Origin of the sequence: Pseudarthrobacter sp. LMD1-1-1.1, from assembly GCF_040676255.1 — a bacterium.
Taxonomy (GTDB): domain Bacteria; phylum Actinomycetota; class Actinomycetes; order Actinomycetales; family Micrococcaceae; genus Arthrobacter.
The window spans coordinates 339,517-354,935 of sequence record NZ_JBEGHP010000022.1 but is presented as its reverse complement, the minus strand read 5'-3'; the positions used below and the strand labels follow the sequence as shown (position 1 = coordinate 354,935).

Below are 15,419 nucleotides of genomic sequence, written 5' to 3'. Positions count from 1 at the left end.
CGCTTCATGTGGCCCTTCCGTTCAAAGAGCGTCCGGCTCGCCCTGGCTTGGTTCATGGTCCTTAGGGCTGGGTAGCGGGGTGTTGCTGTGCCTTGAGTGCCCGTGGTGGAGTTGGAGGGCGCAGTGGATCAGCGGGAAGTGGCTGAAGGCCTGGGGTGTGTTGCCTAGTTGACGGTGGGCTTTTGGGTCCCATTCTTCGCTGAGCAGGCCGACGTCATTGCGGAGTGTAAGCAGGCGTTCGAACAGGTTCGCGGCCTCGTCCCGGCGGCCGATGCCCAGGAGTGCGTCGGCCAGCCAGAAGGAGCAGGCCAGGAAGACACCCTCCGTGCCGGGAAGCCCGTCATTGCTGGCTTCCGGATGGTACCGGAGGACGAAACCGTCCTGCGTCAGGTTCCGCTGGATCGCGTCCACCGTGCCCACCACGCGGGGATGGTCGTGGGGAAGGAACCCGACGCGGGGGATCAGCAGCAGGCTGGCGTCGAGCTCCTTGCTGCCGTAGGACTGGACGAAAGTGTTGCGTTTTTCGTCGAACCCGTGGGCCATGACATCATCGTGGATTTCCTTGCGCAGTCTCGCCCAGCGTTCGCCGGGTCCGGGGAGGCCGGACTCCTGGACTGCCTTGACCATCCGGTCCGCGGCGACCCAGGCCATTACCTTAGAATGGGTGAAATGGCGCCGGGGTCCGCGCATCTCCCAGAGCCCGTTGTCCGGCCGGTCCCATGCGCCCTCCAGGTACTCCATCAACGCCACCTGGATGTCCCAGGAATCATCCGTGGCGCGGGGGTCCGCGGCGCGGGTCAGCGCCAGGCCGTCCAGGACCTCTCCCCACACGTCCAGCTGCAGCTGCGGGGCGGCGGCGTTGCCGGTGCGGATCGGTTTGGAGTTCTCGAAGCCCGCCAGCCACGGCAGTTCGGCTTCGGGCAGCCTGCGGGTGCCGTCCAGCCCGTACATGATCTGCAGATCCGCGGGGTTGCCGGCCACAGCCCGCAGCAGCCACTCCCGCCACGCCGCGGCTTCGTCGACATACCCGCAGGCCAGCAGGGACTGCAGCGTCAGAGTGGCGTCACGCAGCCAGCAGAAGCGGTAATCCCAGTTGCGGCTGCCCCCGGGATCCTCCGGCAGCGAGGTGGTGGCGGCCGCCACAATCCCGCCGGTAGGGGCGTAGGTGAGAGCCTTGAGCGTGATCAGGGACCGCTCCACGGCGTCCTTGTAGTCCCCGGCCATATTGTTCCGGCCGATCCATTGCTCCCAATACTCCTGGGTGGAGGCCAGGGCGGTCTCCGGATCGGTCCGGTCCGGGACCGGTTTGTAGCTGTGCGCCCACCGCAGGACGAACGGGACGCGGTCGCCGGCCTTGACGGTGAATTCGCTGACGGTCCGCATGTCCCGGCCCTCCAGGGGCGCGGGGGTGCTGAGGTAGGCGGCGTCCGGGCCGGCGATGGCGCTGATGCCGTGGTCCATGCGGCGGACCCACGGAACGATCCGGCCGTAATCGAAGCGCAGGCACAGTTCCCCCTGCATGGCCACGCTCCCTTTCAGGCCCTCCACGATCCGTACCATGTCAGCGGAATCATCCCGGGCCGGCATGAAGTCCGTGACCCTGACGCTTCCGTCCGCCGTGTCCCATTCCGTCTCCAGGATCAGGGTGCCGGGCCGGTAGCGCCGCCGGGTGCAGTCGCCGGCCCCGGCGGGGGCCAGCCGCCACCGTCCCGCATCCGGGGTGTCCAGCAGGGCCGCGAAGCAGGCTGGCGAATCGAAGTTCGGCAGGCACATCCAGTCAACGGACCCGCTGCGGCCCACCAGCGCCGCCGTATGCAGGTCACCGATGATCGCGTAGTCTTCGATCCTTGCCATCCGTCCCTCCCCGGGCTTGGTCTCTTGCGTAATTTCTGTTTGGCGTGGCGCCGGCGGTGCAGCCCTCCCGGCGGGACCTACCCGCCCACCTGGTCCACCGTGAAGGCAGCCAGGAAACCCGCGGCGGCGATCAGCCCGGTGAGCAGATGGTGCTCCTCGAACGCCTCGGGAATCATGGTGTCCGCCAGCATGGCCAGGATGGCTCCGGCCGCCACGGCGGTAATGAAGGCCACCACTTCCCCCGGGGCGCCCTGCAGGACCACGAACCCGATCAGGGCGGCCAGCCCGGAAAGCACCGCGATGCCACCCCACACGCCGAACACGTACTTGGCGCCGCGCCCGGCCTTCTTCATGCCCGCAGTGCTGGAGAGCCCCTCCGGGACATTGGAGATGAAGACGGCGGCCAGCATCGCGGGGCTCACGGCCCCGGCGGTCACCAAACCGACCCCCAGGACCACCGACTCCGGGATGCCGTCCAGCAGCGCCCCGATGGCAATGGCCGTCCCGCTGCCCGGCTTCTCCTGTTCGGAGGGCTGTTTGCCGCCCGAGCGTTTCCGGTGCTTGGCGCCTTTCCTGGCCAGCAGGAAATTAGCAGCAACGTACACCAGGGCGCCGGTGGCGAACCCGCCGATGGTGGGCCAGAGCCCGCCGCCGTTGACGGCCTCCTCCACGAGTTCAAAGGACAACGCAGAGATCAGGACCCCCGCACCGAACGACATCACGGAGGACACCACCTTCGGCGGGATCCGCCACCTCCACGCCAGGGCGCACCCCACCACCAGCGCCCCGCCGGCGATGGTGCCCCACATCCACGCCTGCAACCATTCCGGCATCACGCACCACCCGCCGTCGAATGCGCTGTCCTCCGATGCCGGGCGTTCCTGGCTGCCCACACGGCCACAACGGCCAGGAGGCCAACCAAAGCTGATGCTGCCATTGCCGGCAGCTGCCGCACGGCCCGGATGTTTCCGAGGACGGTGCGGGGGTCCGGGCGCGGCTCCGGCGTGCTGAGGGTGACGTCGCGGCTGTCGAGTTCCCAGGCGGAGGCGGGAGGGAATGTCCCGGCGGGCAGCTTGTCCTTCCGCAGCTCCCGGCGCCCGGCCAGGCGCTTCCGCACCCCGTCATTCGGGGCAGGCACGGCGGCCTCGGCCGCCAGGGCTGCGGGAAGGTCGATGAGGTAGGGCTCGCCATGGAACGCCGCGGAAGCCACCGAGTCCAGCCACATGGTGGTGGGCGCCTTCACGCCCCGGCGCGAGAATTCCGCCTGGAGCATCTCCCGGATCTCGTGCAGGCTCCTCCCGCCGGCCGCCCCCGTCACCTCGAAGATCGCCGCCTGGAGCTGGGCTTTCTCCCCGGCGGCAGGGTCCTTGGCGCTGGGGTCCTGGCCTGTCGGGTCCGGGTTCAGCGGCTTGGCGTCTGGCGGGTTTCCGCTGCCTGGGCTGGTGCTCATGGGCTTCCTCTCCGTCCTGTCATCCTGCTTTTCAGTGAATCCGGTACGGTTCTGCGTCGGCGGCGCGGAAGGTCAGTCCGTTGCCCGGGGCATCCGACGGCCGCACCCGGCCGCCGCCGGGATCAAGGGTTCCGTCGAAGAACAGGTCCTCGATCCGGACGTGGTCGTGGAACCACTCCAGGTGCCGGAAGTTCGGTGTTGCGGCGGCGACGGCGGCACTGAGGTGGGGTGCGCAGTGTCCCGAGACCTCCAGGCCGTGGGCGGCGGCGACGGCGGCGATCCGCAGCCATTCGCTGATCCCGCCGCACCTGCTGACGTCCGCCTGCAGGCAGTCCACGGCGTCCGCGCTGCACATCCGCTGGAAGTAGGGCAGTCCCGTTCCGTATTCCCCGGCTGCCACATCGGCGTCGACGGCGGCACGCACCGCCCGCAGCCCCGCCAGGTCATCGCTGGAGACCGGCTCTTCGAACCAGGTGACGTGCTCTTCTGCTGCCTCCCGCATCACCCGTACCGCCTGCTTGGCGGTGTAGCCGCCGTTGGCGTCCACGAACAGTTCCGTACCGGGGCCGACGGCGGTACGCGCCTGGCGGATGCGCTCCAGGTCCCGCGGGACGTTCGCTCCGCTGTCCTGGCCGATCTTGATCTTCACACGGGGGATGCCCTGCTCCAGGGCCCAGCCCTGCAGCTGGTCCCGCAGCTGGTCCTCGGTGTAGGTGGTGAAGCCGCCGCTGCCGTACACCGCCACGGTGTCCCTGACAGCGCCAAGGAGCTTGTGCAGCGGCAGCTCCAGCAGCCGCGCCTTCAGGTCCCAGAGGGCACAGTCGACGGCGGACACGGCGTAGGAGCCCAGGCCCGTCCGCCCCGGGTTGCGCACCCCCCGGGCCATCGCCGCGGCCGCCGCCGGCACGTCCATGACGTCAATACCCTGGACGGCCGGGGCCAGGAGCCCTTCCACCAGGGCCGCACCTGCTGCCGGGGCATAGGTCCAGCCCAGCCCCGTCGTCCCGCCGCCGTCCGCCTCCACCAGGACCAGCGTGGTTGAGTCCCAGACATAGGTGCCGTCCGCTTCCGGCGCGTCGGTGGGAACCGTGTAGGCGCTGGCCCGGACTGCCGTGACCGGTGTGGCGGCGGACATGCCTCAGCCCTCCTTGTGCGGCAGGAATTCCTGGATCTTGGTCTTGACCCCTTCCTTCACCACGCCCCAGGCGCTGTCATCGCTCTTGACCATGGCCTCCGCCGTCTTCCGCGCCTGCTCAAAGGTGGCGTGCGGCGGGATCGGCGGAATATCGGGATTGGTGCGGACGTCCAGGACGGTGGGCCGGTCCGCGGCGAGGGCCTTCTCCCAGGCAGGCCCCACGTCGTCGGGATCCTCCACGTGGAGCCCCTGCAGACCCAGGCTTTCGGCGAAACCGGCGTAGTCGACGTCGGGCAGCACCTGGGATTCGCGGAAGGCCGGCACCCCGCCCATGGCCCGCATCTCCCAGGTGACCTGGTTCAGGTCGTTGTTGTGCAGGACGGCCACCACCAGCCGGGGATCGACCCATTCCCGCCAGTAGTGCTTCACGGTGATGAGTTCCGCCAGCCCGTTCATCTGCATGGCGCCGTCCCCGGCGAACGCGATGGCGGGCCGGCCGGGGAAGGCGAACTTGGCGCCGATGGCGTAGGGGACACCCGGGCCCATGGTGGCCAGGTTGCCGGACAGCGAGCCGCGGACGCCGTCCCGGAACTTCAGCTGCCGGGCGTACCAGTTGGCGGAGGAACCGGAATCCGCGCTGAGTATCGCGTCCGCCGGCAGCCGGGGGGAGAGCTCGGCGAAGAGCCGCATCGGGTTGACGGGGTTGGCACTGACCATGGCTTCGTCGTGCATGGTTTCCCACCAGCGGCTGATGTTGGATTCCAGGTTTTCCCGCCAGGACCGGTCCTGCTTGCGGGCCAGGTGCGGGATCAGGGCGCGGAGGGCGGTGGCGGCGTCGGCCACGATGTTGAATTCGTTGGTGTAGCGCAGCCCGATCATTTTCGGGTCCACGTCGATCTGTACGCCGCGGGCCTGACCGGGTTCGGGCAGGAACTGCGTGTACGGGAAGCTGGACCCCACCGTGAGCAGGGTGTCGCAGTCCCGCATCATCTCGTAACTGGGCCGGGTGCCCAGCAGCCCGATGGAACCGGTGACGTAGGGCAGGTCATCGGGCAGGGCGTCCTTGCCCAGGAGTGCCTTGGCCACCCCGGCCCCCAGCAGTTCGGCCACCTCCCGGACTTCCGTCGCCGCACCCCGGGCGCCCTGCCCGATCAGGATGGCCACCTTGGATCCCTCGTTCAGGAGCTGGGCGGCGCCCCGGATTGCCGAAATATCCGGCTGGATGTCCGGCCACTGGACGCCGACGCTGGAGGGCACCATCTTGAACTCGTGCGTGGGAGCGGCGTACTCGAGTTCCTGCACGTCGGCCGGGATGATCACCGCGGTAGGCGCCTGCTGGGCGGCGGCGATCCGGATGGCCCTGTCAATGACGTTAGGCAGCTGCTGGGGAACGGTGACCATCTGGACATAGTCCGAGGCGACGTCCTTGAACAGGGTCAGCAGGTCAACTTCCTGCTGGTAGGACCCGCCCATGGCACTGCGGGCGGTTTGGCCCACGATGGCCACCACCGGAACATGGTCCAGCTTGGCGTCATACAGGCCGTTGAGCAGGTGGATGGCCCCGGGCCCGGAGGTGGCCATGCACACTGCAGCCCGGCCGCCGTACTTGGCGTAGCCCACGGCCTCGAACGCCGCCATCTCCTCGTGCCGGGCCTGGATGAATTTGGGCTGGTTGCCCGCCTTGCCAAAGGCGGCAAGGATGCCGTTGATGCCGTCTCCGGGGAAACCGAAGACCTTGTCCACGCCCCACTCACCCAGACGGGAGAGCAGGTAGTCGGCCACTGTTGTTGCCATGATCAGTCTTCCTTTGCGCTCATCGGGGCGCCCCGGCGGGCGCCTTGGACCAGGACGTGGGCGGCACGGGCCGCCAGCGCCATGATGGTCAGGGCCGGGTTGGCGCTGCCCTGGGTGGGCAGCACGCTGCCGTCGGTGACCAGGAGGTTGGGGACCGCGAAACTGCGGCAGTTCCGGTCCACCACGCCGCCCTCCTCGGTGGCCGCCATCCGCGCCCCGCCCACCAAGTGGGCGTAACGGTTGATGGTGATGACCTCCTCCGCCCCCGCCGCCGTCAGGATTTCTTCCATGACCTGCTGCGCGGCGGACATCAGCTGCCGGTCGTTCCCGCACTGGCTGTAGCTGAACCGGGCCACGGGGATGCCATGCCGGTCCGTTTCGTCCGCCAAGGTCACCCGGTTCCCCTCCAGGGGGAGGAATTCGCACAGCGCACCCAGGCAGGCCCAGTGCGGGTAGTCGCTCATGTAGCGCCTGAGGGTGGGCCCCCAGTGCCCCTGCGCTGCAACGTGCTCGGCCCAGGTAATGGGCAGCGGGGACACGCACTGGATGGAGAACCCCCGTTTGTACGGCTTGGTGGGATCCGTTTCGTAGAAGTCCTCCGTGCTGACTTCCGGGGGAGGGGCCTTCCACATCCGCACCTCGGCCTGGAACCGCCCGGCGGTTTGCGGCGCACCTTGAACCATCAGGTACCGGCCCACCTGGTCGTAGTCGTTGCACATCCCGTCCGGGAAGCGCGGCGAGGTGGAGTTCAGCAGCAGCCGCGGGGTTTCGATCGAGTAGCCGGCCACCGCGACCATCCGGGCACGCTGAAATTTGGTGACGCCGCCCTGGACGTATTCCACGCCGGTGGCCAGCCCGCTGTGTTCATCGAAGCAGATCCGGGTGGCCATGGAGTCGGGGCGGATTTCGGCGCCGTGGGCCAGCGCGTCCGGAACGTGCGTGATCAGCGGGGATGCTTTGGCGTTGACCTTGCAGCCCTGCAGGCAGAAGCCTCGGTAGATGCAGTGCGGCCGGTTGCCGAACCTGCCGTTGGCGATGGCCACCGGACCCACCTTCGCGGTGACGCCGCAGGCATTGGCGCCGCGGAGGAACAGTTCCCCGTTGCCGGACACCGGATGCGGCCGGTGGGGGTAGCTGTGGGGGTCACCCCAGGGCCAGTGTTCGCCGGCGACGGGCAGCTCCGCTTCGATGTCCTCGTAGTACGGCCGCAGGTCCGCGTAGTCCAGGGGCCAGTCCGCGCCCACACCATCGGTACTGAAGGTCCTGAAGTCGCTGGGGTGGAAGCGCGGCGTGTAGCCGGCAAAGTGCACCATCGATCCGCCCACTCCGCGGCCCGAATTGTTCGACCCCAGGGGCACAGGATCTGTCCCCGAGATGACGCGGGGTTCGGTCCAATACAGGTGATGGGACCCGGCCTCATCGCTGACCCAGTCCCGCTCCGGCTCCCAGAACGGCCCCGCCTCCAGTGCCACCGCGTGCCAGCCGGCGCGGGCCAGGCGCTGCAGCAGGGTGGACCCACCGGCTCCGCAGCCCACGATCACCATGTCCAGCTCATCGGTTTCGCCGTACCGCCGCATGTCCTCCCGCAGCCGCAGGTTGCTTCCCGGCCCGGCGGGCAGCAGCCACGCGGATTCATTGCGTTCACGGACCCTGTTCACCGGTCTGCCCCATGCGTCGGATCCGCACCGGGGCGGATGTCCCGCACCTCGAACGGCTCCAGCCGGTCCACCCCCAGGTTCTTGTAACCGCGGGGGTACGCCGGTCCGGCAAAGCCGATTTCGTCCCAAGCCAGGGGATGGGAGTAGAAGGCGGTGCAGGCATACCGGGTCCACAGGCTCCACACCCGGTCCGCCGGCAGCCCGTGCCAGGGCTCCCGGTCAAGGTTGCAGATGTCCTGCAGGAGCCCGGCCTGCTGGTCCGGATCCAGGCGGGCGAAGGTGCAGCCGGCACGGGAGCGCGCCTCGCTGTCCAGTGCTGCCAGGGTTGCCCGCCAGGCTTCACCGTCCCGCGGCATGTTGTCGTAGTGCCAGCCGTCGGCTTGCTCCTCGGCCAGCCTTGCGTCCACCATGTTCACCACCGGCACGCGGGGTTCGTCCTGCTGGCCCAGCAGCAGGTCGAAGAGGGCGCGGGCCGCGGCCTCCTCCGGGGGCGTGAAGAATCGGACGTCCGGGGGCATGCCCAGGCGGGATTCGACGACGGCGGCGGTGGCCCGGTCCCAATGGTCCGCCTGGGCGAGGGTGCGGAAGCCGGGGTAGCGTCCGCCTCCGTCGGCCTCGGGCAGCGGAAGGCTGCTCATGGTTCCCGCCTCAGGACGGAGGCCAGGACGCCCATGCCGCCCACCAGGGTGACCAGCAGAGGCGCGAACAGCGGCGGCCCCATCTCCAGGTTGTAGCGCAGGTTGGACAGCCCGCCGGGTTTCTGCCGGATCCCCTGCAGGTGCAGCCAGGTTCCCTGCAGTCCGTTGGCAATGATGGCGGCACTGGCCAGGGGGAGGGCGGTCTTTGCCATGCGGCGGCTGAAGACGCCGGCCACTCCCGCGGCGGCCCCTACCGGGCCCAGGGCCACGGGAACCCACATCCACTTGTTGCCGAAGCTGGCCTTGTCATGTTCAAGGTAGATCTCCGCCGCCGTGACCAGGGCCCCGGCAGCTGTCAGCCCTGACAGGGAGCGTTCAAACCGCCCGGTCTGCACGTTCCGGATGAGCCGGTCAATCCCGTTGACCGTGCTGCTGACCGGATCAGCCGGATGGTGCGTCTTCATGATTCTCCTTCATGCCGGCTGCCCACCAGGTGGGGGAAGCTGGCAAACTTTGCGGGGTAGCAACTATTGGAGGAAACTGGTGCCCATGGATACATCTGCCGGGTCTGGGCCGGTCCCTGAAACCTTAAGTCGGGAAGTCGAAGCTGTGATGGCTGCCGCCGACGCCCTCATGCGTGTGGTGGCGCGCTCTGTTGCTGAGGTTGAGGACATCGTTAACACCCCGCAACTGCGGGTGCTGGTCCTGATCCATACCCACGGGCCCCAAAATCTGGGCGGCGTGGCCGCGGAGCTTGGCGTCCACGCCTCCAATGCCACCCGCATTTGCGACCGGCTGGTGGCCGCTGACCTGCTGCAGCGCCGTGAAGATCCCGCCGACCGCCGGTATATCCGGCTGGAGTTGACCCGTGAGGGCAAGGAACTGGTCGATACTGTGTTGCAGCACCGGCGGCAGGCCATCGCCGAGGTGGTTTCCAGGATGCCTGCCGGCCGCCGGCCCGCACTGGCGGCCGCCCTGGAGGCCTTCGCAGCCGCCGCCGGCGGCCAGGGTACCTCCGACGGCCGGTTCACGTTGGGATCCGGTACCTGACGGGACTGGATCCTGGTACGGCAAGCCATGCCTTCATTGAACCCCAATGCTTGCGTATGCGCAATAGTTGGCGGCGGCTTTGCGGGGCTTTTCCGGTAGTTCGGCCGGGCTCAGAGGGCCGTCGGGAGTGGCTTGATGCCCCACTGTCCGGTATGGGATTGCCCTGGCTCCAGGGTGATCAGCCCTTCGCCGGAGTTGAAGGCGTCGGGGGCGCAGGTCATGGGCTCTACGCCCAGTCCGGTCCGCCGGCGGTCCGGGTGTGGGAGGGTGTCGCCGGTGAAGATTTCCAGGTAGGGGTATGTCCCGTCCACCCACAACTCAACGCCACTCGAGCGGTCAGGACGCAGCAGCGTCACGCTGGCGCGCCCGTCCCCGTCACGGACCAGGTCGGTGTAGGCCACATCGATGTGCCGGGCCCGAAGTTGCTGGAGCTCGCGCAGGTCATACCCGGTGCTGTCCACGCGCTGGTGCCCGGTGGGGATGCCGCGTTCATCCACGGGCAGGTACGTCCGCCCCGGCACCTGGACCAGGCCCGCGTCGATGACCTGGCCCGGCAGCCCCAGGCTTAGGTACGGATGCGCGCCTGTGCCAAACGGGCACGGCGCCGGGCTGCGGTTGGTTACGGTCGTCCGCACACTCAACCCCTGGTTGTCGAGCCTGTAGTCCAGCCGGCAGTCGAGTACCCATGGCCAGCCCTGGCAGGCGTGAAGGGTGTGCATGAAGGAAATCCTGTCCTCCAACAGTTCCGCGGCTTCCCAGTTCCGCCAGCGGGTCAGTCCATGGATGGCCCCGCCTTTGTCCGGCTCACTGAGATCAAGCTGCAGGGTGCTGCCGTCCCATTCGTAGCTGCCGCCCTTGATCCGGTTGGGCCAGGGGATGAGGGACTGTCCCCGCGCCCCGGTGCACATCTCCTCCGGCCCGTAGCCGTCCACGAGGGGCAGGCCGTCCAGCAGGTAGTCCCGCAACGCCCCGCCCACCTCCGTGAGGTGCGCGGATTGCCGGCCGTGCCGGATGTTGTACTGGCGCCCTGACGGGAGCCGGTGGCCGCTGTTCGCTTCCTGTCCTGGCTGGCCGTCACTCCTTGCCGCCGGGCTCATGGCTGCGGCGTTCATGGCTGCCGGGTCCCGCCGTCGTCCTTTGCCTGGAGGTCGAGCACGACTTTGACGTCGTCGGTGTGGCGGTCAAAGGCCTCGGTGAATTTGCCCAGGGGAACCCGGCGGCTGATCAGCCGCCGAAGCCAGTCCGCGTCGGCGGCGGCCAGGGCCTTGGCGCCGGCGTCGTAGTGGCGGCGGTTGGCATTGACGCTGCCGAAGACCACGCCGTTCATCAGCACTTCCTCGCGGTTCAGCGCGCCGACGTCCACCTCGGTTTGCTTGCCGGTGCCCGAGACGCCGGTCAGGCAGGTGATGGCGTCCTGGGCGCGGCAGCGGAGGGCGTCCAGCACCACGGGGGTCACGCCCGTGCACTCCACCAGGACGTTGGGCTTGAGGCCGGAGTCCGGGAGGGTCTCACTGTGGTAGGTGGCGCCAAGGGCGCGGACCAGCTCCGGCTTGGGCCCGTCCTTGACGATGTCGAAGACGTGCACCTCCAGGCCCTGCTGGACGCCCAGGAGCGCGGCGAGCAGGCCAACGGGTCCGGCCCCGGTCACCACCGCGACGTGGGGGTCGAAGAAGGCCCGCTGCCCGATCCTGTTGATCTGCTCCCAGGCCTTGGCCACGATGGTGGTGGGCTCCAGCAGTACTCCCACATCTTCCAGCCCGGCGTCCAGTTTCACCACGGCTTCCGGATCCGCGCGCCATTGTTCGCGGGCAAATCCGTCCAGGCCTTTGATGCCGTGCTCGGTGTACTCGCCGTTCAGGCACATATCCCATTCACCGGCGGCGCACGCCTTGCACGGCTCGGGATCGGGCCTGCGGACAATGCCAACCACCAGGTCTCCCGACGCCAGCCCGGAACCCTCCGGGGCCTCCACCACCCGGCCCAGGTTTTCGTGCCCCAGCACCAGGTACTCCTGGCCGGGCGGAGCTTCGCCGTAGTCGGCGTCGATGATCTCACTGTCCGTGCCGCACAGGCCCACGGCCAGTGCCTCCACCAGCACCTGGCCCCCGCCCACCGGCGGCTCCGGAATATCGCGCAGGTGAAGGGAGTCCTTGACTCCAGGGGTAACTGTCAGCGCACGCATGATGCCTCCCTTTAGCCGTGGTCGTCTTTGCCAGTGTCCCGCTTTATTTGCGGACACGCAACGGTACGGGTGCCCGGGAGCTTTTTGCCCTCACGGTTCTGCCGCCCGGCCGCCACGGCTGATGTCCACCATGATCACCACCGCAAGGAGGACCACGGAGATTGAGGCGGAGGCCAGCGTGTCGGTAAACCAGTGGTAGCCCAGGTAGACGCGGCTTGCTGCTTCCAGCGCCAGGCCTCCGGCAGCAGCGGCGAAGGCCAGTATGACGGACAGCGCGCGGGAGGACCGGGAGAAGACCAGGTATGCCCCGATCAGCAGGAAGTTGGAGGCACCGACGACGTGTCCGGACGGAAACGACGACGTCGCATCGGCCCCCAGCATCATCAGCGCCGCCGGGGGCCGGGAGCGTCCCACGGCGTGCGCAATGACTTCCGTGACGATGACCCCCGTGAGCATGGCCCCGGCGAGCAGCAGGGGACGCCAAAGACGGCGGGTCAGCAGGGCCCACCCCGTGGTGGCGAGCAGTGTTATCACCGGAAGGGCCAACGGGCCGAACACGAAGGCGAGTCCTGCCAGGACGGCTGTGGCGGCTGCGGTCCGGTGATCCACGAACCAGCCGGTCATGGGCCCGTCAGCCGCTGCCACGCCTTGTCCGTGGAGCACTTCCCCGAGTGTCAATAGGAAGGAGGTTGCCCCGGCCAGGGCCAGCATCAGGGACACCGCCCACAGGAGGAGGTACCGGCCGGGGGAAAGGATGAATCCCTCGCCTAATCGGAAATGCCCTGCCCGGCCAGTCCCCGAAGTCCCCCTGCGGCCGGCGCCCGCTCCCGGGGACGGCCTGTCCGGCCGCGGCGCCGACGCGGGGTTCGCCGGCACGGGGTTCGCCGACACAGCGTGGCTTGGCTGCTGCGCGTGTCCGGTTCGCGGAGCAGGCGGCAGGCCGGCCACTGCTCACCCCTCACATTCGATGCAGTAGGCGTTGCCGTCCCTTTCCCTGACCAGTTGGGAACGGTGGCGGACCAGGAAGCAGGACGAGCAGGTGAATTCGTCCTCCTTCTGCGGGACGACTTCGACGACGAGTTCCTCGGCAATGAAGTCCCCTGGCAGTTCTATCCCGTCCACCGTGTCGGCCTCATCGAGCTCCCTGGCCACGCTGCGGGCATCCGGGGTGTTCTCTGTGCGCAGGGCCTCCAGGGACCGTTCCTGCGACTCTTTGACCTCTGGCCGGACTTCATCATAATCGCTTGCCACGGCGTACTCATTTCTCCTGTTGGAACGGCTGCTCTTCGGCTGGGAGTGGAAAGTGATATGCAAGGGTAGCGCAACAGTTATAGATGCGCAATGGTTTTCCTGATTGCGGAGGCACGCCCGGATGCCCCGCTACCGGAGCATTGATGGGGGTGGTGCGGGGAAAGGGCCGCCGGCGTATTTTGCGGCCGCGGCGTTCATGAGGTGGGCCCACTGGGTGCCGGCGATGTTGGCTCCGTCCAGGCCGGCGTAGTACTTCCCGTTGATGGTGATGTGCTCGTTTGCCCATTCCGGCCCGAATCCCTTGTAGCTTCCGAACCACGAGGCGGTGGCGATGCCCGTGGTGGCGCCGACGGTCCAGGTCTGTGTGTGTCCGTCGGTGGTGCCGGTTTTGGCGAAGATATCGTGATCCTTGTTCACGGGGATGTTATAGCCCGATCCCTTCGTCAGGACGGGTTGGAGGGCGTTGGTGACGCCGGCGGCGACGTCGGGATCGATGGTCTGGGTGCAGTCCGCGGACGGCACCGGATAGTTGTGTCCCGTGGGCCCGGTGACGCTTTTCAGGGCAACCGGGGAGCAATGGACTCCGCCGGCGGCGAAGGTGGCATAAGCGGTGGCCATGTCCAGCGGCGCCACATCCTGCGTGCCGATCAGGCTGGCGATGCTGGACAGGTCGTAGGGCTTGTTGGTGTGCCCGTTCTTGACTCCTGCTGCCGTGGCCATCTTTTGGATGTTGCAGAAGTCCAGCCGCGTTGCTGACTGGAACGTGATGGTGTTGATGGAGCGGTAGAGGCCTTCCAGCACGGTCATCGGGTAGTAGTGGTAGGGGTCGTCGTTGGGCAGTGGCGTCTGGCCGAGGGCAGGATCGTAGGACCCGGTGGTGGTGCCGCAGCTGTTTTTCCACGGAAACCCGGCTTTGTAGATGCGGACAGAGCCGTCAAGCCGGGTGGCCATGGACCGCCCGGAATTAAGCCACTGGGCGAAGACGAACGGTTTCATGGTGGAACCGATCTGGAAGCCGCCGGCACCATGGAGAGGCGTGCCCCGGCTGTCCGTTTCCGCAAGGGTGAGGTTGCCGGTGTAGTGTCCGGGCCCCGGCGCCGGGCTGTAGATGGTGTTTTGGGCCATGGTCAGGACCTTGCCGGTCCCGGGCTGCACGCTGACAAGGGCGGCGCCGCGCTGCAGTGGGTCCGTGGGGGAAAGTGAGGCGTTGACCTGTTCCTGTGCGACCTTTTGCAGCTCCGGGTCCAGCGTGGTTCGGACGGTCAGCCCGCCCTGGTACAGCAGTTTGCGCCGGGCGGCCTCGTCGGGACCAAAGGCGGGATCATTCAGGATCAGGCGTTGAACGTAATCGCAGAAGTAGGGTGAAGTGGCCACGGCGCATCCCTGGTCCGACGGCTGTACGTTCAAGGCAAGGGGAGCGGCAACAGCCTTCCGGTGCTGGGCCGTGGAAATGTAACCCTGTTGGAGCATTTGGTCCAGGACTTCATTGCGCCGGGCCACCACATGGCCCGGTTCAGTGAGCGGGTCGTAGTATCCGGGCCTGTTGACCACTCCCGCCAGGGCGGCGGCCTGGGTAAGGCTGAGGGCGCTTGCGGGCACGCCGAAGTACTCTTCGGCTGCCGTTTGGACGCCGTAGGCTCCGTTGCCGAAATAGACCAGGTTCAGGTAGCCCTGAAGGATCTGGTCCTTGGAGTACTTGTCCTCGAGTGCGACGGCGAGCTTCATCTCCCGAAGTTTGTCGCCGATGGTCCTGGCGGCGCTGGGCTTGACATCGTCCGCCCTGCCGCTGGATATCAGCGACTGGATGAGCACGTTCTTGACGTACTGCTGGGTAATGGTGGACGCGCCCTGCCGGCCGCCCTGGATGTTGACATAAAGGGCCCGGAGGATGCCGGCCGGGTCGATGCCGCCGTGCTCATAGAAGCGGGAGTCCTCAATGGCCACGATCCCTTGGCGCATGAAGGGCGATATCTGTTCCAGGCGTACGGGCTCACGATTCTGGGAATAGAACCGTGCGATGACCGATCCATCTTTGGCCAGCACCTGGGAGTTCCTGGCCGGCGGGTCGAGATGGAGATCAGAGGGCAGTTGATCAAAGAACCTGCCGGATGCCACGGTCACGGTGGAACCCAGTGCCGCGGCCGGGGCCAGGAGCCCGGCGACCAGAAAGCCGCCGATGACGCAGGCCGCAACGAAGCCTGCGGCCCTTTTCCACGTGGTGTCCATAAGAAGCATGCAAAAGATTTCCTTGTCGTGTCGTCAGGCACAGGGCGCAACCTTCCGGCATCGCACCCGCATGGGCCTCGAATCGCGTCTTCGACCAGCGGGCTCAGTGCCACTCCCACGGAATATTTGGCAATGTGCAAACAACGCTATCTTCCCAACCAAGCCCACCGTCATGTTTTCG

The 15,419-nt window shown here is 67.7% G+C and carries 14 protein-coding genes; 1 reads left to right on the top strand and 13 read right to left on the bottom strand.

Going from position 1 to position 15,419, the window contains the following annotated elements; genetic code table 11:
• Positions 1-21: 21 nt before the first annotated feature.
• From MRBLMD1_RS12195 to MRBLMD1_RS12160, 8 genes are all read right to left on the bottom strand, one after another.
• Positions 22-1,854: a glycoside hydrolase family 15 protein gene (locus MRBLMD1_RS12195; protein ID WP_364399880.1), complete on the bottom strand. Its 1,833-nt coding sequence runs from the start codon at positions 1,852-1,854 to the stop codon at positions 22-24.
• Between the two features lie 77 nt (positions 1,855-1,931).
• Positions 1,932-2,687 (bottom strand): ZIP family metal transporter, encoded by a 756-nt coding sequence (locus MRBLMD1_RS12190; protein WP_364399877.1) that lies wholly within the window; start codon positions 2,685-2,687, stop codon positions 1,932-1,934.
• Entirely contained in the window at positions 2,687-3,304 is a 618-nt protein-coding gene (locus MRBLMD1_RS12185) for a hypothetical protein (RefSeq protein ID WP_364399874.1), read from the bottom strand. Before MRBLMD1_RS12185 ends, MRBLMD1_RS12190 begins: the two co-directional genes overlap by 1 nt.
• Positions 3,305-3,335: 31 nt before the next feature.
• Positions 3,336-4,439: an enolase C-terminal domain-like protein gene (locus MRBLMD1_RS12180; protein WP_364399871.1), complete on the bottom strand. Its 1,104-nt coding sequence runs from the start codon at positions 4,437-4,439 to the stop codon at positions 3,336-3,338.
• A 3-nt stretch (positions 4,440-4,442) separates the two neighbouring features.
• Positions 4,443-6,233, bottom strand: coding sequence for a thiamine pyrophosphate-requiring protein (locus MRBLMD1_RS12175; protein ID WP_364399868.1), 1,791 nt, complete (start codon positions 6,231-6,233; stop codon positions 4,443-4,445).
• Between the two features lie 2 nt (positions 6,234-6,235).
• Entirely contained in the window at positions 6,236-7,891 is a 1,656-nt protein-coding gene (locus MRBLMD1_RS12170; protein ID WP_364399866.1) for a GMC family oxidoreductase, read from the bottom strand.
• Complete coding sequence (locus MRBLMD1_RS12165; protein WP_364399863.1) at positions 7,888-8,529, bottom strand: gluconate 2-dehydrogenase subunit 3 family protein; 642 nt, start codon at positions 8,527-8,529, stop codon at positions 7,888-7,890. The genes MRBLMD1_RS12170 and MRBLMD1_RS12165 overlap by 4 nt, the downstream gene beginning before the upstream one ends.
• Positions 8,526-8,993 (bottom strand): hypothetical protein, encoded by a 468-nt coding sequence (locus tag MRBLMD1_RS12160; protein WP_285243599.1) that lies wholly within the window; start codon positions 8,991-8,993, stop codon positions 8,526-8,528. Before MRBLMD1_RS12160 ends, MRBLMD1_RS12165 begins: the two co-directional genes overlap by 4 nt.
• A gap of 85 nt (positions 8,994-9,078) precedes the next feature.
• On the opposite strand from MRBLMD1_RS12160, the gene MRBLMD1_RS12155 reads away from it, so the two are divergent.
• Entirely contained in the window at positions 9,079-9,579 is a 501-nt protein-coding gene (locus MRBLMD1_RS12155) for a MarR family winged helix-turn-helix transcriptional regulator (RefSeq protein ID WP_364399859.1), read from the top strand.
• A gap of 110 nt (positions 9,580-9,689) precedes the next feature.
• On the opposite strand, the gene MRBLMD1_RS12150 is transcribed toward MRBLMD1_RS12155, so the two are convergent.
• From MRBLMD1_RS12150 to MRBLMD1_RS12130, 5 genes are all read right to left on the bottom strand, one after another.
• Positions 9,690-10,691: an aldose 1-epimerase family protein gene (locus MRBLMD1_RS12150; RefSeq protein ID WP_364399856.1), complete on the bottom strand. Its 1,002-nt coding sequence runs from the start codon at positions 10,689-10,691 to the stop codon at positions 9,690-9,692.
• On the bottom strand, positions 10,688-11,761 hold the full coding sequence (locus MRBLMD1_RS12145) for a glucose 1-dehydrogenase (RefSeq protein ID WP_364399853.1): 1,074 nt from the start codon (positions 11,759-11,761) through the stop codon (positions 10,688-10,690). Before MRBLMD1_RS12145 ends, MRBLMD1_RS12150 begins: the two co-directional genes overlap by 4 nt.
• A gap of 90 nt (positions 11,762-11,851) precedes the next feature.
• A complete protein-coding gene (locus tag MRBLMD1_RS12140; RefSeq protein ID WP_364399850.1) occupies positions 11,852-12,424 on the bottom strand; it encodes a phosphatase PAP2 family protein in 573 nt (190 codons plus the stop codon).
• A 288-nt stretch (positions 12,425-12,712) separates the two neighbouring features.
• Entirely contained in the window at positions 12,713-13,012 is a 300-nt protein-coding gene (locus MRBLMD1_RS12135) for a DUF4193 domain-containing protein (RefSeq protein WP_364399847.1), read from the bottom strand.
• 129 nt (positions 13,013-13,141) lie between these two features.
• Positions 13,142-15,247: a transglycosylase domain-containing protein gene (locus MRBLMD1_RS12130; RefSeq protein ID WP_364399844.1), complete on the bottom strand. Its 2,106-nt coding sequence runs from the start codon at positions 15,245-15,247 to the stop codon at positions 13,142-13,144.
• Between the last annotated feature and the right edge of the window lie 172 nt (positions 15,248-15,419).